General features: G+C 59.4%; 22 protein-coding genes. 16 read left to right on the forward strand and 6 right to left on the reverse strand.

Annotation, left to right across the window (positions count from 1 at the left end; genetic code table 11):
* The first annotated feature begins 103 nt into the window (after window positions 1-103).
* The 5 genes from hmgA (at window position 104) to AC4BBN_RS04510 (ending at window position 5,053) form a co-directional block, all read left to right on the forward strand.
* Window positions 104-1,423 carry a homogentisate 1,2-dioxygenase gene (gene hmgA / locus AC4BBN_RS04490; RefSeq protein WP_490590750.1) on the forward strand — a complete coding sequence of 440 codons (1,320 nt, stop codon included), beginning with the start codon at window positions 104-106 and terminating at the stop codon, window positions 1,421-1,423.
* On the forward strand, window positions 1,420-2,742 hold the full coding sequence (fahA, locus tag AC4BBN_RS04495; RefSeq protein ID WP_490590751.1) for a fumarylacetoacetase: 1,323 nt from the start codon (window positions 1,420-1,422) through the stop codon (window positions 2,740-2,742). The genes hmgA and fahA overlap by 4 nt, the downstream gene beginning before the upstream one ends.
* Window positions 2,743-2,752: 10 nt before the next feature.
* A complete protein-coding gene (gene maiA / locus AC4BBN_RS04500; RefSeq protein WP_490591388.1) occupies window positions 2,753-3,391 on the forward strand; it encodes a maleylacetoacetate isomerase in 639 nt (212 codons plus the stop codon).
* Between the two features lie 184 nt (window positions 3,392-3,575).
* Window positions 3,576-4,379, forward strand: coding sequence for a 4-hydroxy-2-oxoheptanedioate aldolase (hpaI, locus tag AC4BBN_RS04505; protein WP_490590752.1), 804 nt, complete (start codon window positions 3,576-3,578; stop codon window positions 4,377-4,379).
* On the forward strand, window positions 4,376-5,053 hold the full coding sequence (locus AC4BBN_RS04510; protein ID WP_490590753.1) for an SRPBCC family protein: 678 nt from the start codon (window positions 4,376-4,378) through the stop codon (window positions 5,051-5,053). The genes hpaI and AC4BBN_RS04510 overlap by 4 nt, the downstream gene beginning before the upstream one ends.
* 56 nt (window positions 5,054-5,109) lie before the next feature.
* Here the strand turns inward: AC4BBN_RS04510 and AC4BBN_RS04515 are convergent, their stop codons facing one another.
* Window positions 5,110-6,096: an AraC family transcriptional regulator gene (locus AC4BBN_RS04515; protein ID WP_490590754.1), complete on the reverse strand. Its 987-nt coding sequence runs from the start codon at window positions 6,094-6,096 to the stop codon at window positions 5,110-5,112.
* Window positions 6,097-6,253: 157 nt separating this feature from the next.
* Here AC4BBN_RS04515 and AC4BBN_RS04520 point away from each other — a divergent pair, with 157 nt between their 5' ends.
* The 11 genes from AC4BBN_RS04520 (at window position 6,254) to AC4BBN_RS04570 (ending at window position 18,794) form a co-directional block, all read left to right on the forward strand.
* Window positions 6,254-7,861, forward strand: a complete 1,608-nt coding sequence (locus AC4BBN_RS04520; RefSeq protein WP_490590755.1) for a carboxyl transferase domain-containing protein — start codon at window positions 6,254-6,256, stop codon at window positions 7,859-7,861.
* A gap of 16 nt (window positions 7,862-7,877) precedes the next feature.
* A complete protein-coding gene (locus AC4BBN_RS04525) occupies window positions 7,878-8,666 on the forward strand; it encodes an enoyl-CoA hydratase/isomerase family protein (protein ID WP_490590756.1) in 789 nt (262 codons plus the stop codon).
* A 10-nt stretch (window positions 8,667-8,676) separates the two neighbouring features.
* Window positions 8,677-10,683: an acetyl/propionyl/methylcrotonyl-CoA carboxylase subunit alpha gene (locus tag AC4BBN_RS04530; protein WP_490590757.1), complete on the forward strand. Its 2,007-nt coding sequence runs from the start codon at window positions 8,677-8,679 to the stop codon at window positions 10,681-10,683.
* A 221-nt stretch (window positions 10,684-10,904) separates the two neighbouring features.
* Window positions 10,905-13,052: a catalase/peroxidase HPI gene (katG, locus tag AC4BBN_RS04535; protein WP_490590758.1), complete on the forward strand. Its 2,148-nt coding sequence runs from the start codon at window positions 10,905-10,907 to the stop codon at window positions 13,050-13,052.
* A 344-nt stretch (window positions 13,053-13,396) separates the two neighbouring features.
* Window positions 13,397-14,311: a DnaJ C-terminal domain-containing protein gene (locus tag AC4BBN_RS04540; protein ID WP_490590759.1), complete on the forward strand. Its 915-nt coding sequence runs from the start codon at window positions 13,397-13,399 to the stop codon at window positions 14,309-14,311.
* Window positions 14,308-14,646: a chaperone modulator CbpM gene (locus tag AC4BBN_RS04545; RefSeq protein ID WP_490590760.1), complete on the forward strand. Its 339-nt coding sequence runs from the start codon at window positions 14,308-14,310 to the stop codon at window positions 14,644-14,646. The genes AC4BBN_RS04540 and AC4BBN_RS04545 overlap by 4 nt, the downstream gene beginning before the upstream one ends.
* Before the next feature lie 691 nt (window positions 14,647-15,337).
* Complete coding sequence (locus tag AC4BBN_RS04550; RefSeq protein ID WP_490590761.1) at window positions 15,338-15,751, forward strand: hypothetical protein; 414 nt, start codon at window positions 15,338-15,340, stop codon at window positions 15,749-15,751.
* 8 nt (window positions 15,752-15,759) lie between these two features.
* Window positions 15,760-16,038 (forward strand): hypothetical protein, encoded by a 279-nt coding sequence (locus AC4BBN_RS04555; protein ID WP_490590762.1) that lies wholly within the window; start codon window positions 15,760-15,762, stop codon window positions 16,036-16,038.
* A gap of 458 nt (window positions 16,039-16,496) precedes the next feature.
* Window positions 16,497-17,447 carry a LysR family transcriptional regulator gene (locus AC4BBN_RS04560; RefSeq protein WP_490590763.1) on the forward strand — a complete coding sequence of 317 codons (951 nt, stop codon included), beginning with the start codon at window positions 16,497-16,499 and terminating at the stop codon, window positions 17,445-17,447.
* 100 nt (window positions 17,448-17,547) lie between these two features.
* Window positions 17,548-18,384 carry a DODA-type extradiol aromatic ring-opening family dioxygenase gene (locus AC4BBN_RS04565; protein WP_490590764.1) on the forward strand — a complete coding sequence of 279 codons (837 nt, stop codon included), beginning with the start codon at window positions 17,548-17,550 and terminating at the stop codon, window positions 18,382-18,384.
* 80 nt (window positions 18,385-18,464) lie between these two features.
* A complete protein-coding gene (locus AC4BBN_RS04570) occupies window positions 18,465-18,794 on the forward strand; it encodes a DUF3861 domain-containing protein (protein ID WP_490590765.1) in 330 nt (109 codons plus the stop codon).
* Between the two features lie 118 nt (window positions 18,795-18,912).
* Here AC4BBN_RS04570 and AC4BBN_RS04575 read toward each other — a convergent pair whose 3' ends face one another.
* The 5 genes from AC4BBN_RS04575 to AC4BBN_RS04595 are packed head-to-tail and all read right to left on the reverse strand — an operon-like array spanning window position 18,913 to window position 23,204.
* Window positions 18,913-19,782 carry an amidohydrolase family protein gene (locus tag AC4BBN_RS04575; protein ID WP_490590766.1) on the reverse strand — a complete coding sequence of 290 codons (870 nt, stop codon included), beginning with the start codon at window positions 19,780-19,782 and terminating at the stop codon, window positions 18,913-18,915.
* Window positions 19,783-19,813: 31 nt separating this feature from the next.
* Window positions 19,814-20,830, reverse strand: a complete 1,017-nt coding sequence (locus AC4BBN_RS04580) for a branched-chain amino acid ABC transporter permease (protein ID WP_490590767.1) — start codon at window positions 20,828-20,830, stop codon at window positions 19,814-19,816.
* Between the two features lie 5 nt (window positions 20,831-20,835).
* Window positions 20,836-21,738: a branched-chain amino acid ABC transporter permease gene (locus tag AC4BBN_RS04585; RefSeq protein ID WP_490590768.1), complete on the reverse strand. Its 903-nt coding sequence runs from the start codon at window positions 21,736-21,738 to the stop codon at window positions 20,836-20,838.
* An 18-nt stretch (window positions 21,739-21,756) separates the two neighbouring features.
* Complete coding sequence (locus tag AC4BBN_RS04590) at window positions 21,757-22,461, reverse strand: ABC transporter ATP-binding protein (protein ID WP_490590769.1); 705 nt, start codon at window positions 22,459-22,461, stop codon at window positions 21,757-21,759.
* The gene (locus AC4BBN_RS04595) at window positions 22,458-23,204 is read right to left on the reverse strand and encodes an ABC transporter ATP-binding protein (RefSeq protein WP_490590770.1); all 747 of its coding nucleotides are present in this window, start codon (window positions 23,202-23,204) and stop codon (window positions 22,458-22,460) included. Before AC4BBN_RS04595 ends, AC4BBN_RS04590 begins: the two co-directional genes overlap by 4 nt.
* Between the last annotated feature and the right edge of the window lie 32 nt (window positions 23,205-23,236).

A 23,236-nucleotide genomic window follows, 5' to 3' on the forward strand; every position in this document is an offset into this window, starting at 1 on the left:
GTGGAGCCTTGTGTAGATTTATAAGAAAAGTGCCTCCAGCGCACAATTTATCTGCGCAGGTAGCTACATAAAACATAGCACCGCTATAGAAAGCGAGAGCGATATGACAGAGACAAACCTGGCCCCGCGCCAGTACCAGAGTGGCTTTGGCAACGAACACGCCACCGAAGCCGTGGCCGGCAGCCTGCCGCTGGGCCGCAACAGCCCACAGCGGGCACCGCTGAACCTATACGCCGAGCTGGTCTCCGGCTCGGCCTTCACCGCGCCGCGCGCCGAAAACCGCCGCAGCTGGCTGTACCGGCGCCAGCCCTCGGTGGTCACCGGCGCCTACCAGCCCTATGCCCAGCCGCGGTGGACCAGCGGCGCCGCCACCGGCGTGGTCATGCCGCCCGACCCGCTGCGCTGGAACCCGTTTCCCCTGCCTGCCACGGATACGGCGGTGGACTTCATCGACGGCCTGGCCACCGTGGTGGCCAATGGCGACCCCGAAACCCAGACCGGCATGGGCGCCCTGGTCTATGCCGCCAACACCTCCATGCAGCAGCGTGCGCTGGTGAATGCCGATGGCGAGCTGCTGCTGATCCCGCAGCAAGGCCGGCTCGTCATCACCACCGAGCTGGGCGTGCTGGACGTACGCCCCGGCGAGATCGCGCTCATCCCACGCGGCATGGCGTTCAAGGTGGCCCTGCCGGATGGCATGTCGCGAGGCTATGTGTGCGAGAACTACGGCGCCGCCTTCCGCCTGCCCGAGCTGGGGCCGATAGGCTCCAACGGCCTGGCCAATGCACGCGACTTTCTGGCCCCCGTGGCGGCTTTTGAGGAGCCCACCGGCGACTACGAAATCATCAAGAAATTCGGTAGCCGGCTGTGGCGCAACACCCACCAGGGCACGCCCTTCAACGTGGTGGCCTGGCACGGCAACCTGGCGCCGCTGAAGTACGACACGGCCAATTTCATGGTGATCGGCTCCATCAGCTTTGACCACCCCGACCCGTCCATCTTCACCGTGCTAACCAGCCCCAGCGATACGCAGGGCACAGCCAACTGCGACTTCGTCATCTTCCCGCCGCGCTGGCTGGTGGCCGAGGACACCTTCCGCCCGCCCTGGTACCACCGCAACCTGATGAGCGAATTCATGGGCCTGGTCTACGGCCAGTACGACGCCAAGCCCGAGGGCTTCAAACCCGGCGGCGCCAGCCTGCACAACTGCATGGTGCCGCACGGCCCGGACACCGACGCCTTCGACAAGGCCAGCCACGCTCCCCTGGCACCCCAGAAGCTGGACGACACCCTGGCCTTCATGCTGGAGAGCCGCTACCGCTTCGTACCTACCGCCTACGCCATGCAGGGCAGCAGCCTGGACCCCGACTACGCCCAATGCTGGCAAGGCCTGCAAGACCATTTCAAGAAAGCCACCCCATGAGCAACGCACTGGATTTCACCCACGCCCCCACGCTGCGCAGCTGGGTAGCCTCAGCCAACCAGCATGGCAGCGACTTCCCCATCCAGAACCTGCCCTATGGCCGCTTTCGCCGCGCCGGCAGCGGCGAGGCCTGGCGTATCGGCATCGCCATTGGCGACCAGATCCTGGACCTGCAGCGCGCACAGCAGCACGCCGCCTGGCCGCCAGCGCTGGCCCCGCTGGTGTCCGCACTGGCAGGCGGCGACCTGAACACCGTAATGGCCGCACCCAAGAGCCAGCGCCAGGCCCTGCGCTCTGCCTTCTCTGCGGCCCTGGCGGAAGGCAGCCCTCAAGCCGCTGCGCTGCAGTCCTGCCTGGTAGCCCAGCAAGATGCAGAAATGGCCCTGCCCTGCCACATCGGCGACTACACCGACTTCTACACCGGCATCCACCACGCCACCACGGTGGGCAAGCTGTTCCGCCCCGACAACCCGTTGCTGCCCAACTACAAATGGGTGCCCATTGGCTACCACGGCCGCGCCTCCAGCATCGTGGTCAGCGGCCAACCGGTGCGCCGCCCACTAGGACAACTCAAGGGCGCAGAAGACACGCCCAGCTTCGGCCCCAGCAGGCGCCTGGACTACGAACTGGAGCTGGGCGCTTTTGTCGGCCCGGCGAACGCGCTGGGCGAGCCCGTACCCATGTCCGAAGCCGAAGACCGGCTGTTCGGCCTGGCCCTGTTCAACGACTGGTCGGCCCGCGACTTGCAAGCCTGGGAATACCAGCCGCTAGGCCCATTCCTGGCCAAGAACTTTGGCTCTACCCTAGCACCCTGGGTCGTCACCATGGAGGCGCTGGCGCCCTACCGTGTCGCCTTCGAGCGGCCCGCCGGTGACCCACAGCCCCTGCCATATCTGAGCAGCGACGCCAACCGCACGCAAGGCGCCATCGACATCACGCTGGAAGTCTGGCTGCAAAGCCGCGCCATGCGCGAGGCAGGGCTGGCGGCGGTGCGACTGTCGCAGTCCAACTTCCGCGACGCCTACTGGACCCTGGCCCAGCTGCTGGTGCACCACGCCAGCAATGGCTGCAATCTGCAGCCCGGCGACCTGCTCGGCACGGGCACCCAGTCCGGCCCAGCGGCCGGCCAGGGCGGCTCGCTGCTGGAGCTGTCGCTGGGCGGCAAGCAGGCTATTGCGCTGCCCGGTGGGGAGTCGCGTACCTTCCTGGAAGACGGCGACACCCTCACGCTGCGCGCCTACTGCGAGCGCCCCGGTGCCGCCCGCATCGGCTTTGGCGAAGCCAGCGGTACGGTGCTGGCGGCTCCCCCTCTGCCCTGAGGCTGCCATGCTGCAACTGCACAGCTACTTCCGCAGCTCGGCCGCCTACCGCGTGCGCATCGCGCTGGGCCTGAAAGGCCTGGACGCCCAGATACTGCCGGTGCACCTTGTGAAAAACGGCGGCGAGCAGCGCAGCGCCGCCTACCGCGCCATCAACCCCGCAGGCCTGGTGCCGGCCCTGGTGGACGACGGGCACGTCCTCACCCAGTCGCTGGCCATCATCGAGTATCTGGAAGAGCTACACCCCCAGCCGCCGTTGCTGGGCCGCTCACCACTAGAGCGCGCCCACATCCGCGCGCTGGCACTGGACATTGCCTGCGAAATCCACCCGCTGAACAATCTGCGGGTACTGAACTACCTCCAAGACGAAATGGGCCTGGATGAAGAGCAAAAAATGCGCTGGTACCGCCACTGGACCGAAACCGGCCTGGCCACGATAGAGGCCCGCCTGGCGCACACCGCAGGCCAGTTCTGCGTGGGCGACAGCCCCAGCCTGGCCGACTGCTGCCTGGTGCCCCAGGTCTTCAACGCCCAGCGCTTTGCCTGCAAGCTGGACCCGTTCCCCACCGTGGTGGCCGTGCATGCGCGCTGCAGCGCCTTAAAAGCGTTCCAGCAAGCCGCGCCGGAGATGCAGCCCGACGCGGGTTAGGGCGACGCTGAATAAGCCCCCGCGAGGCTGCGCGCCCTGGCTCGGGATGGGATGCAAGGCGCAAACCGCAGACATAGCTTGGGCTATGGCGAGGATTTGCAACGCAGCAGACCGCCCGAGGCCAGGGATGCGCAGACCGCGAGGGACTTGTTCAACGTTGCCTTAGGTAGCGTAGGATTTCGGCATGCACATGCCCACCAATACCTTCAAGAAAAACCTGCGCGAAGGCCGCGCCCAGATCGGCCTGTGGGTCGGCCTGGCCGATGCCTATGCAGCCGAAGCCCTCGCCACCACCGGCTACGACTGGCTGCTGATCGACGGCGAACACGCGCCCAACGATGTGCGCAGCATCCTGGCCCAGCTGCAGGCGGTGGCGCCCTACCCTGGCCACGCCATCGTGCGCCCGCACATAGGCGATGTGGCGCTGATCAAGCAGCTGCTGGACACCGGCGCGCAAACCCTGCTGATCCCCATGGTGGACACGGCCGAGCAGGCCGCCCAGATGGTGGCCGCCACCCGCTACCCACCGCACGGCGTACGCGGCGTGGGCAGCGCGCTGGCCCGCTCCTCGCGCTGGAACCAGATCGAAGGCTATCTGCACCAGGCCAATGCCGAAATGTGCGTGCTGGTGCAGGTCGAAACCCTGGCCGCGCTGAAGAACCTGAAAGCCATTGCCGAGGTGGAAGGGGTAGACGGCGTGTTCTTCGGCCCCTCGGACCTGTCGGCCTCGATGGGGCTGCTGGGCCAGCCCGGCCACCCGGACGTGCAGCAGGCGATTGCCGAGGGCATGGCCATCGTACAGGCGGCGGGCAAGGCGGCCGGCATCCTGGCGGTAGACCCGGTGCTGGCCCAAAAATACCTGGCCCTGGGTGCCCTGTTTGTGGCCGTGGGCGTGGACACCAGCCTGCTGGTCAAGGCGGCCAAGGAACAGCTGGCCCTCTTCAAGACAGCCAGTCCCATCACCAGCGGCGCTGGGTCTGGTTATTGAGCCCCACAGCCCTGCTGTATTCGCGGGTGGGCGCCCTGCACGGCGGCGCAACGCATGGCACACTGGACCTCAATTTGAGGAAATGGATTGCTATGTTGCGCCGTGCATGTTGGGTCGGTTTCACTGCAACAGCCCTGTGGGCTGCTGCTCCATTCGCGCAGGCGGCGGACCCACCCCAGGCCGTCGCGGAAGAGGACGTGCAAGTCCAGCGCTCCGGGCAAAGCTTTACCGTGGACCTGAGCTTTTACGCCCCTGTGCCCCCAGCCCAGGCCTGGGCCGTGCTGACAGACTTCGAGCACATGCCGGAGTTTCTGCCCAACCTGACCAGTAGCCACGCCCACAAAATCAGTGATACCGAGCTCAAAGTCAGCCAGACCGGTGTGGCCAAGTACGGCGTGTTTTCGGCCAACTTCGAGTCCATCCGCGAAATCACGCTGACGCCCGAAACCGAAATCCACGCCCACGGCGTGGGTGGCAATCTGCAGCACCTGGAAAGCGTGATGCATCTGCACCCCGAGGGCAGCGGCACAAAGCTGGTCTACCACGTAGAAGCCTTGGCTGGCTTCTGGTTCCCGCCGTTGATAGGCCCGTCCCTGGTACGGCACGACACCGCGGCCCAGTTTTCGGCCATGGTGCGGGAGATGCTGCGCCGCAGAGGCCTCGCTACACTTTAGATAGCTGCTTGCGCAGTATTTATATGCGGTGCAGGCGGTTTTAACCACCAAACCCACTACGCCGCATGTCCCGCAGCTCTGAACTCTGCCGGCGCCTGGCCCGTCCAGCCCTTGAATGCACGGGAAAAGCTCTTTTCATTGGTAAAGCCCACCGCCAAAGCAATCTGTTTGACCGGCTTGGCCGTGCGCAGCAACTGCTGCGTGGCCAGGTCGCGCCGCACTTCGTCCTTTAAACCTTGCAGCGACACCGCCTCGGCCAGCAACTGGCGGTGCAAACTGCGCACAGAAAGCCGTAGCTCCGTGGCGATAGCCTCGGCCTGGGTAAAGTCGGCTGGCCGTTGCTGCAACAGATTTTTGACACGTTGCGCCAGCAGCCTGTCACGCCGGTAGGGCAACACAATCAGCGGCAAGGGCCGGCGCAACATCAGGCCCAGGGCCTTCTCGTCACGGCGTATGGGCAAAGCCAGGTACTGTGCGTCGAAACGTATGCAGGCACCTGCCGCGCCAAACTCCACTGCCCCAGGAAACATGAGCGGATATACGGCGGCATGGGCAGGCGCCGCGAAGGGAAAGCAGGCCTGGGCCAGCGGCAAGCGCGAATCCACCATCCAGCAGGCCACGCCATGCGCGTTGCGCAGGCAGGTGACTAGGCAGAACTCGCGAAACGGGCCCAGATCACGCCGCTCGTCTATGGACAGCGTGGCCACGCCGGCAGCCACCTCCAGCTTGAGCGCGATGTCGTCCACCAGCAAGCCGTGGTGGCGGCACCAGCGCTTCAGCGCCACGCCGAGATTAGGGGAGGAAATGGATGCCCGGCTCAACATGCCGTAGCTGCCCCAACGCAGCTTGCGCGAGAACCAGCCCAGGGCTTCATCGTCCAGCTCGTGCATGGCGTGGGCACTGATGGCCTCCATCTGCGCGGCCGTGACCCGGGCATCGGCGCGGTCCACATCTCGTGTCGCAATTTGTGCCGCATGCAGAGCATTTGCAGGGTCTACGCCGTATTTCTGGTAAGCCAGCAATATGGCTCGTATAAAAGCCATAGGCGTTACAGCCGAGAGTGAAGCTGCCGAACGGGGCGAAACATGCATCGCTGAAAGTCTAGAGTGGCATGGCAGGATTTGCAACTCCACTGGCAAGACATGTGCGAAGCCCGGGCATAGAGTGCAGGCACCAGCATCTATCGCAAGGAGACACTACATGCACGCCTTGGCAACACACATCAACCCGCGCGCGGCCGACTTCCAGGCCAATGCCGCAGCCATGCGTTCAGCAGTCGCCGACTTGCGCGCCAAAACGGATGCAGCCGCACTGGGGGGTGGCGAGCTGGCGCGAAGCCGCCACACCGCGCGCGGCAAGCTACTGCCACGGGACCGCGTGGATCAGCTGGTAGACCCGGGCAGCCCCTTCCTGGAAATTGGCCAACTGGCGGCCTACGGTATGTACGGCGGAGATGCCCCCGGCGCCGGCCTAGTGGCGGGCATAGGACGCGTCCATGGCGTGGAATGCATGCTGCTGGCCAATGACGCCACCGTCAAAGGCGGAACCTACTTTCCGATGACGGTGAAGAAGCACCTGCGTGCGCAGGAAATTGCCGAGCAAAACCACCTGCCCTGCATTTACCTGGTGGATTCAGGCGGGGCATTTCTGCCGCTGCAAGACGAGGTGTTCGCCGACCGGGAACACTTTGGCCGCATCTTCTACAACCAGGCGCACATGTCGGCCAAGGGCATTCCACAAATCGCTGTGGTCATGGGCTCGTGCACGGCGGGCGGGGCCTATGTGCCGGCCATGAGCGATGAAACCATCATCGTGCGGAACCAGGGCACGATCTTCCTGGGTGGGCCGCCGCTGGTAAAAGCGGCCACCGGCGAAGTGGTTAGCGCGGAAGACCTGGGCGGGGGTGACACCCACACCCGCATCTCCGGCGTGGCCGACCACCTGGCAGAAAACGACCAGCACGCACTGTCCATTGCACGCAGCATCGTGGCGAATCTGAACCACCGAAAACCCTTGGGCCTGCGGCTGCAAGCCAGTGAAGAGCCCCTGTACGACGCCGAGGACATCTACGGCATCATCCCGCAAGACACGCGCAAGCCGTACGACGTACGCGAAGTCATCGCCCGCGTGGTGGACGGCTCCCGCTTTGACGAATTCAAGGCCCGCTACGGTGCCACCCTGGTCACAGGCTTTGCGCACCTGTACGGTATGCCGGTGGGCATCATCGCCAACAACGGCATCCTGTTCGGGGAGTCGGCACAAAAAGGCGCGCACTTCATAGAGCTGTGCGGCCAGCGGGGTGTGCCGCTGGTGTTTCTGCAAAACATCAGCGGCTTCATGGTGGGCCGCAAGTATGAAAACGCGGGCATTGCCAAGGACGGCGCGAAGATGGTCACGGCGGTAGCCACCGTGGGCGTGCCCAAGCTGACCATGCTGATCGGCGGCAGCTTTGGCGCCGGCAACTACGGCATGTGCGGCCGCGCCTACTCCCCGCGCTTGCTGTGGATGTGGCCCAACGCACGCATCAGCGTAATGGGCGGCGAGCAGGCTGCCGGCGTGCTGGCCACCGTCAAGCGCGATGGCATAGAGGCCCAACAAGGTACGTGGTCCGCACAAGCGGAAGAAGACTTCAAAGCCCCCATTCGGGCGCAATACGAAGAGCAAGGCCACCCCTACTACGCCACAGCCCGCCTGTGGGATGACGGGGTGGTGGACCCGGCCCAGACGCGGCGCGTACTGGGCCTGTCCTTGGCGGCCACGCTGAACGCACCCATCCTGCCGACGAAGTTCGGCCTGTTTCGTATGTAAGGCATGTGAGGCCCGTATGCACTACCAATACCTGAAGATCGAACACCGTGGCGGCTGTGCCTGGATCTGGATGGACCGCGCCGAAGTCCACAACGCTTTCGACGAAATCCTGGTCCAGGAGCTAACAAGCTGTGTCGCCGAGCTTGACGCCACGCCTGCAGTGCGCGCCATCGTATTGGCAGGCACCGGCAAAAGTTTCTCGGCCGGAGCCGACCTGGGCTGGATGCGGCGCCAGGGCGAGGCCCCGCTGGACGACAACCTGGCCAGTGCGCACAAGCTGGCAGCCCTGTTCAGCACCCTGTCGCAATGCGCCACGCCCACGGTTGCGCGCGTACATGGTGCAGCCCTGGGCGGTGGCATGGGATTGGCGGCGGCATGCGACATCTGCATCGCATCCACCAAGGCCTCATTTGCCATCACCGAAGTCCGGTTCGGCATCATTCCCGCAGCCATTGGCCCCTACGTTGTGCGCGCCATCGGCGAGCGGCAGGCCTACCGCTACTTCCAGACGGCGGAGCGCATCGATGCCCAGCGCGCACAGCACATCGGCCTGGCACATGAAGTGGTCGAGCCCGAGCAGTTGGACGCCTGCGTGCAGCAGATCGTCGATGCACTGTTGGCCGGCGGCCCACTTGCGCAGGCGGCCGCAACCCAACTGATCCGCCGTATCGCCCACAAACCGATAGACGCAGCGCTAGCCACCAAGACTGCGCAGCGTATTGCAGAGCTGCGCGCAACCCCCGAAGCCAAAGAGGGATTGAGCGCGTTTCTGGAAAAGCGTTCGCCCGTCTGGAACCACACATAAGGAGGAAAAGATGTTCAAAAAAATCCTCATCGCCAACCGGGGGGAAATCGCTTGCCGTGTCATCAAGACAGCACGCCAACTCGGTATTGCCACCGTCGCGGTGTATTCCGATGCAGATGCCCATGCACGCCATGTCCGCCTGGCCGACGAAGCCCTGTGGATCGGGCCAGCCCCCGCGCTGGATTCCTATCTGCGTGCGGACCGTATCTTGGCGGCTGCACAGCAGAGCGGCGCGGAGGCCATCCACCCCGGCTACGGCTTTCTGTCCGAGAACGCAGGCTTCGCCGAAGCCTGTGAACGGGCAGGCATTGTCTTCATTGGTCCGCCAGCCACTGCGATCCAGGCCATGGGCAGCAAGTCTGCCGCGAAACAGTTGATGGAGAAGGCCGGCGTACCTTTGACGCCCGGCTACCACGGCAGCAACCAGGACCCGCTGTTCCTGGCCCAGCAGGCAGACAGCATAGGCTACCCCGTGCTGATCAAAGCCAGCGCCGGCGGTGGCGGCAAAGGCATGCGCCGCGTAGACCAGGCGGCCGACTTTGCTGCCGCGCTCAGCTCCTGCCAGCGCGAGGCATTGAACGCCTTTGGCAGCGACCAGGTGCTGGTCGAAAAATATGTGCTCAAGCCCCGGCATATCGAGATCCAGGTGTTTGGCGACATGCAGGGGCAAATGGTGTATTTGTTCGAACGCGACTGTTCTGTGCAACGCCGCCACCAGAAGGTACTGGAAGAAGCCCCCGCTCCTGGCATGACGCCGGAGCGCCGCGCGGCCATGGGCCAGGCAGCCGTAGAGGCAGCCAAAGCCGTAGGCTATGTGGGTGCCGGAACGGTGGAGTTCATTGCCCAGCAGGACGGCAGCTTCTACTTCATGGAGATGAATACCCGCCTGCAGGTCGAACACCCTGTGACCGAAATGCTGACGGGTTTGGATTTGGTGGAGTGGCAGCTACGCGTTGCCAGTGGCGAGCCGCTGCCACTGCGGCAAGACCAAATTAACCTTCGCGGCCACGCGCTGGAGGCCCGCATTTATGCCGAAGACCCCAACAAAGGATTCCTGCCCTCTACCGGGCGGCTGGTGCATCTGGCAACACCGCAGGAATCGGCCCACGTACGCATTGACACGGGTGTGGAGCAAGGCGACGAGATCACGCCCCACTACGACCCCATGATCGCCAAGCTGATCGTCTGGGGCACAGACCGCAGCCAGGCACTTGCGCGCATGCACCAGGCGCTGTGCCAGTACCAGGTGGCGGGCGTTCAGACCAACATCGAGTTCCTCTCGCGTCTGGTGACAAGCCCCTCCTTCAGCCATGCAGATCTTGACACCGGCCTGATAGAGCGCGAAGCAGGGTTTCTATTCCCACCCAACACCCGCGTGCCTGACGAGGTGTGGTTGCTGGCAACACTGGCCGAACTGCTGCACCACGTCCAGGAGACTGCACGCGCGGCGGCGTGTGACGCGTATCCAGATTCCCCCTGGCATGCACTCGACGGCTGGCGCCTGTATGGACGGGCTAGACGCACGGTACAGCTGCGCATGGCGGATACCGTGCAAGCTATCGAGGCAGAAAGCCTGGGAACGACCGGCGAATATGCGCTGTGGATGCATTCAGAACGCCGGCACGTACACGCCCAACTGAACATGCAAGGCCAGCTGCAGGCCCGCATAGGTGAACGCCAACTACACGCAAAAGTAGTTTCGGTCGGTGACAAAAGACATGTTTTCTTCGAAGGAAGAACCTGGGCTTTGGCCCTGGTGCCTACCGCATATATAGCCACTGATCACGCTGTCGAAGGCCACCTGAAAGCGCCAATGCCCGGAAAGGTATTGGCACTGCTGGTCGCCGCAGGTACGCGGGTAGACAAAGGCTCGGCGCTATTGGTCATGGAAGCGATGAAGATGGAGCATACGATCACCGCACCGCGTGACGGGGTGGTCAAAGCGTTTTACTGCGCCATCGGCGAGCAGGTGGCAGAGGACGCGGAGCTGGTCGAATTCGATGATGGAACACCCTGATAGGGGATTGAAAGAGCTTTGGGGGCAAAGAATCCGGGGGCATCTTTGAAAAACTCTATTCAATACATAAATTTTATTGAGTTCTTGGATTCATAGGAATTAATTACTATGAACATCCCAGTCTGTCATTTGCAAACAAAGGCCGCACATGCATATTTCTGCCTGCTGCTGCGGCACCTTGTATCCACAAATGCAGCCACCAACCGACAAAGGAGAACCCCATGTCCAATGAAGCCAAGTGTCCTTTTCACCATGCTGCCGGCGGCGGCACAACCAACAAAGACTGGTGGCCCAACCAGCTGCGGGTTGATGTGCTGAACCAGCATTCCAACAAGTCCCACCCGCTGGGCGAGAAGTTCAATTACGCTGAAGAATTCAAGAAGCTGGACTACAAGGCGCTCAAGGCGGATCTGGTCAAGCTGATGACCGACAGCCAAGACTGGTGGCCGGCCGACTTTGGCCACTACGGTCCACAGTTCATCCGCATGGCCTGGCACAGCGCCGGCACCTACCGCACCCAAGACGGCCGAGGCGGCGGTGGCCGTGGCCAACAGCGCTTTGCACCGCTGAACTCCTGGCCCGACAACGTCAACATCGACAAGTCGCGCCGCCTGCTCTGGCCTATCAAGCAGAAGTACGGCCAAAGCATCTCCTGGGCAGACCTGTTCATCCTGACCGGCAATGTGGCGCTGGAGTCCATGGGCTTCCGTACCTTCGGCTTTGCCGGCGGCCGTGAAGACGTTTGGGAACCCGATATGGACGTGAACTGGGGCGCAGAAACCACCTGGCTGGCCACAGACAAGCGCTTCAGCGGAGATCGCGAGTTGGACAACAACCTCGCTGCCACCCACATGGGCCTGATCTACGTCAACCCCGAAGGCCCGAATGCCAGCGGTGACTACCTTGCCGCCGCCAAGGACATCCGCACCACGTTCAGCCGCATGGCGATGAACGATGAAGAAATCGTCGCCCTGATCGCTGGCGGCCATACCTTTGGCAAGGCACATGGCGCTGCGCCTGAGTCGCACAAGGGCCCAGAGCCCGAAGGTGCGGGCATCGAAGCCCAGGGCTTGGGATGGAACAGCAATTTTGGCAGCGGCCACGGCAAAGACACCGTGTCCAGCGGCCTGGAAGTCACCTGGACCACTACCCCGGCGCAATGGAGCAACAACTTCTTTGAAAACCTGTTCAAGTACGAATGGGAGCTGACCCATTCGCCCGCCGGTGCCAAGCAGTGGGTGGCCACGAATGGCCCGGAGATCATCCCTGACGCGCATGTGCCGGGCAAATTCCACAAGCCGACCATGCTGACCACCGACTTGACGCTGCGCTTCGACCCCGAGTTCGGCAAGATCTCCAAGCGCTTCCATGAAGACCCGCAGGCCTTTGCCGAAGCCTTTGCCCGTGCCTGGTACAAGCTGACCCATCGCGACATGGGCCCGAAGGCACGCTACCTAGGCCCCGAAGTGCCCAAGGAAGACCTGATCTGGCAAGACCCGCTGCCAGCAGCAACCCTCCATCCAACGGCGGCAGATGTATCTGAGCTCAAAGCCAAGATCGCTGCCTCCGGCCTGTCGGTAAGCGAGCTGGTATCCGTGGCCTGGGCTTCGGCTTCCACCTTCCGTGGCGGCGACAAACGCGGTGGTGCCAACGGCGCACGCCTAGCCCTGGCCCCGCAAAAGGACTGGGAAGTCAACAAGATCGCCGTCCAGGTGCTGCCCAAGCTGGTTGAGATCCAGCAGGCATCTGGCAAGGCATCGCTGGCCGACGTGATCGTGCTGGCGGGCAGCGTGGGTGTCGAACAGGCGGCCCAAGCGGCTGGCGTGGCCGTGGTGGTGCCTTTCGCGCCGGGCCGTGTCGATGCGACACAGGCGCAGACCGATGTCGAATCCTTTGCTGTGTTGGAACCCGTGGCCGATGGCTTCCGCAACTACAAAAAGGGCAAGATCGGCGCGCCGACCGAAGCCCTGCTGGTCGACAAAGCCCAGTTGCTGACCCTGACCCCGCCCGAACTCACCGCATTGGTCGGTGGCCTGCGCGTGTTGGGCGCCAATGCCGATGGCAGCAAGAACGGTGTATTCACCGACCAGGTCGGCGTGCTCAGCAACGATTTCTTCGTGCGCCTGCTGGACATGGGTATCGAATGGAAGGCCGTGGACGGCGAGGCTGAAGTATTCGAAGGCCGCGATCGCAAGACCGGCCAGGTGAAATACACCGGCACCCGCAACGACCTGATCTTCGGCTCCAACTCGGTTCTGCGGGCATACGCCGAGGTCTATGCCAGCGCTGGCGGCGTGCAAAAGCTGGTGACGGACTTCGTCGCAGCCTGGACCAAAGTCATGAACCTGGACCGCTTCGACCTGGCATAAGCGCATAAGTCGAATCATCCATCTCCAGTACCCCAGGCGGAAAGGCATAGCCCTCTGCGCCTGGGGCATTGAGGCTTGCGCCAGAAAAATACCGATGACAGCTGGACGGTGACAGGCCTCCCAAGCAATGCATGTCCCAGCGGCAAAGGTGATGTGCCGGCGGACACGCCGATGAAGCCCCATTGGCTCCATTCAAGCCAGAGTCGCCTGAACAGGCGACAAGTTCCAGACCAATCCTTGACATAGATCAGCCTGCCCGGCGCAAATGCGGACACCATGGGTTTTGGCACATGGGTGCACAACACCCGGCCCATGAATGCGTCTTTTACATAAGGCCTCCCGCTATGCAATACAAAGACTACTACGCCACACTGGGCCTGCCACGCGATGCCAGCCTGGACCAGATCAAGAAGGCCTATCGCAAACTGGCGCGCCAGACCCACCCGGACGTATCCAAGGCAAGCGATGCCGAAGCCCGCTTCAAAGATGCTGCCGAGGCCTACGCCACACTCAAGGACCCCGAGAAGCGAGCCGCCTACGACGCACTGGGCCAGCCACGGGCCGGAGAAGAATTTGCGCCACCACCCCAGTGGCGGCACGACCATGCGGCAGATGCCACATCGTTTGACGACATGGACCTGGCCGACCTGCTGGCCGCCATGGGCCATGGCCGCAGAGGCTCAGCCCGCGAAGCGATGGCCACACCCGGCCACGACTACGAAAACACGGTGCAGATCAGCTTGGAAGACGCACACCGGGGCCGCACACTCAACCTGAACTTAGCCGATGCCGGTGGCACGCGCACATTGGAGGTCAGCATCCCGCCCGGCACACGCGAAGGCCAAAAGCTCAGGCTGCGCGGCAAAGGTGGCAAGGGCCGCAACGGCGGGGCCGATGGCGACATTTACCTGCACATCACGCTGGCGCCCCACCCCCTGTTCCGCCCGGACCACCACGACCTGTACTTTGACCTGACGCTGACCCCGTGGGAGGCGACCTTGGGCGCAGAAATCGAGGTACCCACACTGGATGGCCCGGTGTTGCTAACCGTGCCCAAGGGCACCCGCTCGGGCCGCAAACTGCGCTTGCGCGGTCGGGGCCTGGCCCAAGGGAAAAGCGGGTTTGGCGACCTCTATGCACTGGTCCACATCGACGTGCCCACCACGCTGTCAGACCGCGAGCGCGAGCTGTATGTGGAGCTGTCGCGCATCTCACACTTCAACCCACGCCAAACGCCCCCACAAGGAGCCGCACCATGAACCTCACCCTCGTTGAATGGGTCTGGCTGGATGCCAGCGAAACCATGACTTTGGCCGAACTGTCCCGCTGCTGCGGAATGGGCACGGCAGATCTGGAAGAACTGATCGACTACAGCGCCTTGGTGCCGCTGGCCCCACTGCAGGCCGCTCCACAAGAATCCGCTTTCAGCGCCGAATGGGTAGCACCGCTGCGCACCGCCGGCAAATTGCGCCAGGACTTTGACCTGGATATGTTCAGCGTCGCTTTGCTGCTGGGCCACCTCAACCGCATAGAGGCACTGGAGCGCCAAGTGCGGTCGCTGCAGGCACAACTGCCAGCCTACGACCTTGGCTAGCTTGGTGCTAGACGCCATCAATAATGATAGCTACTCACGCTTATTTAATATGCGCTAGAGGCATAAAAGTCTTATAAACTTTGAATGCACGGTGCATGCACCGGCCTTGGCTAGAAACGACTCTTGCTCCCCAAGGTTGCACGCCCAAGTACCGACTTTTAGAGTCCATCCAACATCCGGCATGCGAACGCCACAAAGGCACACCTAGATCGGCAGCAAAAAGGCGGATGTGTCAACGCACGCGGCAAGGGGCTTGGTCACAATTAGCATCAGGCGCTTGGCCCAGAAGCTAGGCAGATTACCAATCTCCTAGATGAAAAGATCATCCATCTTGCCCCGCTTGGCTCCGCAAGCAATGGCACCCTGCACTCTCAATTTCTGCTGCATACGCAGAACAAACGTCGAAAAAAGGGGCCACTGGGCCCTTCTTATTTTGTAAGCTCTCGACGAAATCAATTTTTCCGCGCAAAAGATTCTGAGCGCCTGACTGAAACAAATAAAGTCCGTTGGATACTCCCGCCCTAAGGCCATGATTCCATCAACACGTTCCATGCGTTGATAGTTCGTCGGAATCAAACACTTTGGGCCACCTGTTTCAGACGCGGCAAATGAGGTCCGTAGCGCCTTGCCGCAATACTGGACACCTGCGTCCACCGACAGCTGTGGCTTATTGAATCACAAGGAAAACAACATGCTACTCACTGATATTGCCGTCGAGCACACGCTGGCACCCCAAAAGGGAGGACATCCTGGGACGTTCTTGGTGCATCCCTTTACGAATACACAACGAGATACTCTTGGCAAATTTGAGATCGTTCGTAGCATCCGTGAGCCAGGGGTTAAGGAGGTGAAATACTCAACATTCGTGTCGTTTCAACATTTGGTGGAGTTGTACGCGAAAGGGGTACTCGACGAATTCGGGTTTTCCGTTCGTATGTGCGCTGCTGATGGCAAGTACCCAGCTACGAATCCCGTAAAAAAAATACTCCCCACCAGCATCAGACCTGGCTCACCGTTCGACCTGGCGGTTCAGGGTGTAGATGTTTCAAAACCCGCAAACCGCGAATTGAGAACAGCGTTGCTTCGCACTCACATAAAAATTTAAGGGCACCTGTGAATCCATCTTTTGCCCATGCCGAAATCATCGCCACTTTCAAGCGGGCGGAGGCCGATGCCGCTCACAAGTTCGGATTGATCAAAGTAGCTGCGAAAAAGGGGCCCAAAGCCATCCAAGCTGCGGTTGACGCGGCTACTAAGGCGGCAAAACGCAGGGACTCGTACGCAAAGAAGCTGGATGCATTGGGTGTGAGTGTCAAGACCGATGACGCCCAAGCCGGTCAATGCGCTCAATACCCCAGCGGGCAATCCGATCCTGGATACCCCGACGCTTGAGAACGTGTTCAAGCTCTGAGATCAGTGTGGCAGCGGGCGAAGTCTTAACCCCTGTCCGCATGCAGTTTCTGTAGCCAGCGACGCTGGTCTACCTGGCTTGCCTCCCACGGCAGGCAGGACATCCACCAATTCCCCGAAGATCACCGAATCATGGCGATTAGCCGCCTCCAGCATGCAATGCCACGGCCAAAGCCCAGTTCCTGGGGCGAATGCTCCTATAGCGTGCCTGTGCGCTGCACGAACACAATGCCATTCAAGGCTTGCTCTTCGCTCAGCCTGGGGCTACCTGGGGTACTTTTGTGCATGGCCATGGCCTAGACGCTTGGGAGATGGACTTTGCCGCATCGCTAGCAACCGTAAACTTCGGCCGCAAAACCTCATCAAGATAGGTTTGTCACGCGCACATACAGCGGGTTTGCGGATGCGGAGTAAAGTCATTCCGAAAACGAAAGGCAGACATGGATCGGTTGCAATCAATGCGCGTTTTCCAACGCGTCGTCGATGAGGGAGGGTTTGCTGCGGCAGCAAGGAAAATGCACCTTGACCCCGCCGTCGTAACACGGTTGCTCGTGGACTTGGAGAAGCACCTCGGCGCACCCTTGCTTCAACGAACTACCCGGCGAGCAGCACTGACTCCTGCCGGAGAAGAGTATCTGGCCCGGGTGAGGTTGATTCTGGCTGACATCGACGAAGCGGATGCCAATATCCGGGGGCAAACGAAGGAGCTGCGAGGCAGGCTGCGCATCCTCGCATCGCCAGTCATCGCCACGCACATGCTGGCACCGGCTATTGCGGATTTCCATGCGTTGCACCCCGAGATTCAACTGGACATTCGTGTGCTTGACATGGCAAATCCGCCTATCGAAGAATACGACCTGACGTTCCTGAGCGGCTCTGCACCGCTGCCTGCGGACATTGTCGTGCGTGAGGTGACAAAAAGCCACGCTGTGCTCTATGCATCGCCGGCCTACATACAGCGATTCGGCGAACCTATGGTGCCGAGCGATCTAAACAACCACCGCATGCTCCGCCTACGTCTTGCGACTGGGCGCATGGGGCCGTTGACATTGATGAGCACCGATGCAGGTACCCCAGACATCGTGGTGGAGACTCCCGTCGTTCTAATCGCAGACCATACGGACACCTTGATGCGTGCAACTCTGGACGGTGGGGGTATCAGCAGCCAGGGAGAAGATATTGCGGCGCCATTCGTCAAAAGTGGGCAATTATTGAGAGTGGTTTCGCCTTGGATAACCAACCGCCTTACCCTGCTAGCGGCATTTCCCAATCGTAAATTTCTTCCTGTGCGCGGACGTGTTTTTTTAGAGCATTTAATTAAACATGTGCAGGAAAATATGACTCAAGGTGCAAACCAGACCCACTCGCGCAGTTCGCGTTCGGTCAGCTGATTATTGACACAATGTCAATAACGTATAGACACTCGTACTGTGTTTCCCGGAGTCGGATGGCCTTAAAGTTGCTCTGACAACCTGACTTTTTGAGCGACACATGACCGAAACCACCAGCTCCATCCGCATGCCCGTCTTTTTCCTGTCCCACGGTGGCGGCCCCTGGCCCTGGGTGGACGGAATGAAGCAGATGTTTGCCAAGACCGCCCGAGAGTTTGCGGCGCTGCCATTGCGCCTACCAGCTAAGCCCAAGGCGGTGTTAGTCATCACAGGTCACTGGGAGGCCCCACGCTTCTCGGTATCGACGTCTGCGCGTCCGCCGATGGAATACGACTATTCCGGATTTCCAGAACACACCTACCGCATTCAATACGCTGCGCCTGGATCGCCTGCACTGGCAAGCCGAGTACAAGCGCTGCTTGCCGAAGCCGGCTTCGAGACCACCGGTGATGCGAACCGTGGTTTTGACCACGGCACTTTTGTGCCACTAAGTCTGATGTATCCAGATGCCGACATGCCGATCGTTCTTTTATCGCTCAGAAGCGATTACTCCGCCGTTGATCATATTTGCGTGGGGGAGGCCATCAGCAGACTACGTGACGAAGGAGTATTGATCATCGGCAGTGGATTGACCTACCACAACATGCGCGGCTTCGGTCGCAGCGAATCGACACCGATCGCCGAGGGGTTTGAGGCGTATCTGAACGGGGCCATTAGCCAGCCAGATACTACGAAGCGCAACAATATGCTGATCAATTGGGAGCAAGCTCAAGGTGCGCGCTCGGCACACCCTAAAGAAGACCATCTTCTGCCACTTATGGTGGTGGCTGGTGCCGCTGGCAACGACGTAGGGAATCGGCTTTTTGTCGATCAAGCCATGAACGTGGCGATGGCGTCCTATGAATTTGGCGCAACGCGCATCCCCAGCGCGATATAAACCTTTTCTAGGTTCCTGAATTTGAAATCCCAACTTGGCGATCCGGCGGAAGTTGGGTATTTATCCATAGATTAAGAAATATGAAACAGCACCAATACCGTTTAACCGTCGAGCACTTGACTGATGCACACGGCGAACTTTCCGGGCACGCACCTCTTCAGTTCGAGGTTGGCAATCATGATGACATCATCGCCATCGTAGAGCGGCTTCGTAATAGGAGCGACTTTGGGGAAGACGAAGCAGCCGCATTTGGCGTGGGCCTTAAGTTACTCGGAGAAGTCATTCTCACGAACAAAGAAAATCCTCTTTTCGATACGTTACGTGTGCCATTTGCACAGTTTATGAAGGTTTTAAAGACGAGTTCCAAACAGTCGATAGCGGGATTGCCTGAGCACACCAACCGACCGTAGAGGGCACACTGTAGCCCACAGCCCAAAAAAGCCCTGCAATGCAGGGCCCTTAAAGAGCGTAATAGAACTACGCTCAAGCGGTGCGAAATTGACGTCTGTCGCCTGGGGCGAAATGGGGCTACTGATTGTCCAACCCAAGAAGCCTGATCGCATTGTTCTTCAGGATTCCCGGCATGACTTCGGGCTTGAATCCAGCGACCTCAAAATCCTTCATCCATCTGTCCGGGGTGATTAATGGATAGTCGCTTCCAAAGAGAATGCGATCTTTGAGCAGTGTGTTCGCGTACTGAACCAGCTGCTTGGGAAAGTACTTGGGGCTCCAGCCGCTGAGGTCAATCCAGACATTGGGTTTGTGCATTGCGACACTCAGTGCCTCATCCTGCCAAGGGAAGCTGGGGTGCGCCATCACAATCTGCATGTCAGGAAAGTCGATGGCAACATCATCGAGGTGCATGGGATTGCTGTAGGCCAGTCGCAGGCCACCGCCACAGCGCATTCCGCTTCCTATCCCGCTGTGCCCCGTGTGGAAAATAGCAGGCATCTTGTACTCCGCTATTACCTCATAGATTGGCCAGGCCATCTTGTCGTATGGGTGATAGCCTTGAACGGTAGGATGGAACTTGAAACCCTTTACGCCGAATTCTTCAATGAGGCGACGTGCTTCGCGTGCGCCCATCTTTCCCTTGTGCGGATCGATACTGGCAAACGCCATCATCATGTCTGAGTTGGCTTTGGCGGCCTCGGCAATCTCCTCATTGGGAATGCGCCTGCGCCCCAACTGGGTCTCAGCATCTACCGTGAACATAATCAAGCCGATTTTTCGTTCACGGTAGTAGGCCACTGTTTCCAAAATCGTCGGCCTTTGACTATTTCCAAAGTATTTGTCGGCAGCCCGATCGTATTCTTCACCGTAGTTGTCAAATGGATTCCTGCAACTCACTTCGGCATGGGTATGAATGTCAATTGCAATAAGGTTTTGATGGTCCATACAAGGGATCTCGGAAAATATTACGAAACCGTCAGGTTCTTGGCTTGACGGGTGAAGAGAAAACTACGCGATAGCCAACTGGCAGCAGACGGATAGAGAACCTTTTTTCCACGGCACCCCAGATCCCACGCGGCAGAAGAAGTGCAAACAATACAGCCACAAGACCCAGACCAATCAAGTAGGTAACGCCCTGTCCGCCAAAGATTGACTCCACCGCAAAGAATAGGATCGCACCGAGAATAGGACCCTCATAGGTTCCGATTCCTCCTACAAGTACCATGAAAATCATATAGGCAGACCACTGAACGCTGAAGTAGGTCTTGGGCTGAAAAGTGATGGCTGTCGCCAACCAGAGTGCCCCAGCGGCAGCGACGCCAAATGCCGACAAGATGAAGATCAGCCGCTTCGTGAATTTCACATCAACACCTATCGAAGTCGCTGCGTCTTCGTTGTCACGAATGGCTTGCGCAGCAATGCCCACTTTACCTCGCAACATCCAGAAAACTAACCACCCCAGAGATGCCATCATGGCCAAAGCAGCCCAGTAGGTGTAGGCACGGCGCGTGTCTGCGTCAAATTGTTGCAATGCAATCAACGAAGTGCCCGTCTCGCCTTGCACAAGGGTATCCAAATTGACCAACAGGTGCGTGAGAGACGCCATCACCCACATGCCAATCGCGAACTCTCCCTCTTTGAGTCGCAACATGAAGAACGATAAAGGAACCGATATCACCGCAACAATTAGTGCCCCTGCAAACATGGCGGGATATGCGCTCATACCCAGATCGGCCAATCGCACTGTCGCATATGCGCCCAGGCCAAAAAATGCCTGATGACCGACTGACAACAGACCCGCATAGCCAGCCAATGCGTTCCACATCAGTGCGAGGATGCCGTATATGAAGAGCGTCGTAAGACTTTCAACCAGGCTTGCACTCAAGAAGTGTGGCGCCAGTACCAGTAGCGCCTGTGCCACCAGAACAGAAGAAATTGCAGCGATAGATACGGAGTTCCAGCGTACTATCTTGGGACTGTGATTGGCTTGCATAGAATTTATTCGACGACCTTCTTGCGAAGTGACGTTAGTAGATTTTGGAATGAAGTCTGAACATATATTCTGAGCAACAGGACCAGTAGAAAGGTGACATGTCCAGCTATCAAGAAGCCTTGTGGGTGGATGAGTGCCCCGAGACTTTGGGCGATTCCCAGCACTAATCCGCCAAGCAAAGTGCCCCACATCGATCCAGTGCCACCGATGATGATTGCCTCAAATGCAAATATCAACTGCATGGGGCCTGTGTAAGGGTCAAACGTAGCCCGCATTGCCAGAAATGCCCCGGCTACAGCTACAAGCGCCATGGAAATGGCTGTAGCAATCGCATAGGTAGCGCGTGAATTCACGCCAACCAGCTGGGCCGTATCAGGGTCTTCGGAAGCCGCCCGGATTCTCCTTCCCAGAGCAGTCTTCTTGAGCATAAGACTCAAGGCACCCAGCAACAGAATGGATGCCCCCAGATTAAGAGCCGCTAGGTATCCGATAGAGATATCGCCCCACAGCGTAAAACTGTCATAGCTTAGAGAGTCAATGTAGGGTGCCAGTGAGCGCGTATCTGCCCCAAAAGACTGAAACATCACATTGTCCAATACACCGGTTAAACCAAATGTGCTTAACAGGGGGATCAGCGCACCGGATCTGGCGCTGCGCTCCAGCACAAGACGATGCAACACCCATCCCAGAATAGCCATGGCTGGAATAACAGCAATGAGACCAAGGAACGGATTGATTTCGTACCGGTCGGCTAATACGAAAAGTGCGTAGGCGGCAACCACTGCCAGGCTTCCATGCGCTAGATTGATGAGACGCATGACCCCGAACATGAAGGACAACCCGCATGCCAGTAATGCGTAATAGCCACCTAGCAAGAGACCTTGGATAACTTGATTGATTATTGACATAGTAAGAATTCGTACCTGTTAGCCGCTATGCCCGAAGTAGTGACCCAATATCTCTTCACGGGACATCTCACCGGCATTTCCTATCGCGACTATTTTTCCCTCTAACATGCAGACGATTCGATCGGCAACCAACATGGCCCGCTTCAGGTCCTGCTCAACCAGTACCAGCGCTGTTTTCGATTGGAATAATTTGGCTAATGAGTCATAGACAAATTGCACTGCAAGGGGGGAAAGCCCAAGCGACACTTCATCTAATAGCAAAATCTTGGGATTTGTCATCAGTGCGCGACCAATAGCCACTGCCTGCTGCTGACCGCCAGACAAGGTTCCGGCCGGCGCATTCAGTTTCTCTTTGAGTTGCGGTAGTGCATCCAATACCGTATCAAAATTCCACGCGCCGTTTCGACTCGCAGATTTAGCAATCAGAAGGTTCTCGGCAACCGTCATCGATGTGAAGAGACGGCGACCTTCCGGCACCAGTGCCAGTCCAGAGGATGACCGCTTATGCGCTTCCAGGCTGGAAATATCTAGCCCTTCAAACTCAATCTTTCCTCCGGCAACGGGATGCACACCAGCCAGCGTACGCAGCAATGTGGTTTTCCCCGCTCCGTTGGCTCCGACCAATGCGATCTTTTCACCATCTTCGATGGTGAGCGAAAAGTTGCTTACCGCCTTAAGCAGACCATGGCTTGCGTCGAGATTCGATATCTTCAATAAACTCATAGCGCGGTACCCAAATAAGCTTCTACAACGGCGGGGTCTGACAACACTTCTTGCGGATTTCCCTTAGCCAATACGCGTCCTGCATCCATGCACACGAGCCGGTTTACCACCTGCAGTAGGACATGAACAATATGTTCAATCCAGACAATGCCGATATCCCTGGCATGCAGTTTTTTTATCGTCTCCACCAACTCGGATGCCTCGCCATCAGTTAGTCCACCACCAATTTCGTCGAGGAGCAGTAGCCGGGGATCGGTGGCCAGAGCTCGTGTGAGCTCCAAGCGCTTGCGGTCCAATAGTCCAAGTGATTCGGCTTTGCGATTTGCCACACTGTTCATGCCACAAATATTCAAGGCATCCAAGCTCCGGTCATACGCCTCGTGTTGTTGAAAGCCTCCGCCGTGCGTGGCAGCAGCAAATACGTTTTCAAAAACGGTCATTCCCAAAAAGGGGCGCGGAACCTGGTGCGTCCTGGCGATACCAATCCTGCATCTTTGCGTAGCACTCAGGGCACTCACGTCATTTCCTTGGAAGTAGACAGCCCCTTTGCTTGCCAAATTTGTACCAGACAAGACAGTAAGAAGCGTTGTTTTTCCTGCCCCGTTTGGCCCAACAATACCTACTGCATCTCTCGGCTGCACATCGAAATCGACATTGTTTAATACAGCCAGGGACCCGTAACTTTTATGAATGCCGCGCGCATCAATCAGAGGTGGAGCTTTAGATGAATCAGCAACAGACATAGCGTTTAAGTAGGTATTGAAGGGAGGGTCAA

The sequence above is a fragment of the Rhodoferax sp. SPJ21 genome (assembly GCF_058216335.1).

Bases quoted from the DNA above. Each gene is read 5' to 3' on its own strand.
- katG (WP_490590758.1), top strand. From the start codon at position 10,905: ATGTCCAATGAAGCCAAGTGTCCTTTTCACCATGCTGCCGGCGGCGGC.
- AC4BBN_RS04540 (WP_490590759.1), top strand. From the start codon at position 13,397: ATGCAATACAAAGACTACTACGCCACACTGGGCCTGCCACGCGATGCC.
- AC4BBN_RS04525 (WP_490590756.1), top strand. From the start codon at position 7,878: ATGCACTACCAATACCTGAAGATCGAACACCGTGGCGGCTGTGCCTGG.
- AC4BBN_RS04560 (WP_490590763.1), top strand. From the start codon at position 16,497: ATGGATCGGTTGCAATCAATGCGCGTTTTCCAACGCGTCGTCGATGAG.
- AC4BBN_RS04580 (WP_490590767.1), bottom strand. From the start codon at position 20,830: ATGCAAGCCAATCACAGTCCCAAGATAGTACGCTGGAACTCCGTATCT.
- AC4BBN_RS04570 (WP_490590765.1), top strand. From the start codon at position 18,465: ATGAAACAGCACCAATACCGTTTAACCGTCGAGCACTTGACTGATGCA.
- AC4BBN_RS04530 (WP_490590757.1), top strand. From the start codon at position 8,677: ATGTTCAAAAAAATCCTCATCGCCAACCGGGGGGAAATCGCTTGCCGT.
- AC4BBN_RS04550 (WP_490590761.1), top strand. From the start codon at position 15,338: ATGCTACTCACTGATATTGCCGTCGAGCACACGCTGGCACCCCAAAAG.
- AC4BBN_RS04520 (WP_490590755.1), top strand. From the start codon at position 6,254: ATGCACGCCTTGGCAACACACATCAACCCGCGCGCGGCCGACTTCCAG.
- AC4BBN_RS04545 (WP_490590760.1), top strand. From the start codon at position 14,308: ATGAACCTCACCCTCGTTGAATGGGTCTGGCTGGATGCCAGCGAAACC.
- fahA (WP_490590751.1), top strand. From the start codon at position 1,420: ATGAGCAACGCACTGGATTTCACCCACGCCCCCACGCTGCGCAGCTGG.
- AC4BBN_RS04565 (WP_490590764.1), top strand. From the start codon at position 17,548: ATGACCGAAACCACCAGCTCCATCCGCATGCCCGTCTTTTTCCTGTCC.
- AC4BBN_RS04515 (WP_490590754.1), bottom strand. From the start codon at position 6,096: ATGGCTTTTATACGAGCCATATTGCTGGCTTACCAGAAATACGGCGTA.
- hpaI (WP_490590752.1), top strand. From the start codon at position 3,576: ATGCACATGCCCACCAATACCTTCAAGAAAAACCTGCGCGAAGGCCGC.
- AC4BBN_RS04585 (WP_490590768.1), bottom strand. From the start codon at position 21,738: ATGTCAATAATCAATCAAGTTATCCAAGGTCTCTTGCTAGGTGGCTAT.
- AC4BBN_RS04590 (WP_490590769.1), bottom strand. From the start codon at position 22,461: ATGAGTTTATTGAAGATATCGAATCTCGACGCAAGCCATGGTCTGCTT.
- hmgA (WP_490590750.1), top strand. From the start codon at position 104: ATGACAGAGACAAACCTGGCCCCGCGCCAGTACCAGAGTGGCTTTGGC.
- AC4BBN_RS04595 (WP_490590770.1), bottom strand. From the start codon at position 23,204: ATGTCTGTTGCTGATTCATCTAAAGCTCCACCTCTGATTGATGCGCGC.
- AC4BBN_RS04575 (WP_490590766.1), bottom strand. From the start codon at position 19,782: ATGGACCATCAAAACCTTATTGCAATTGACATTCATACCCATGCCGAA.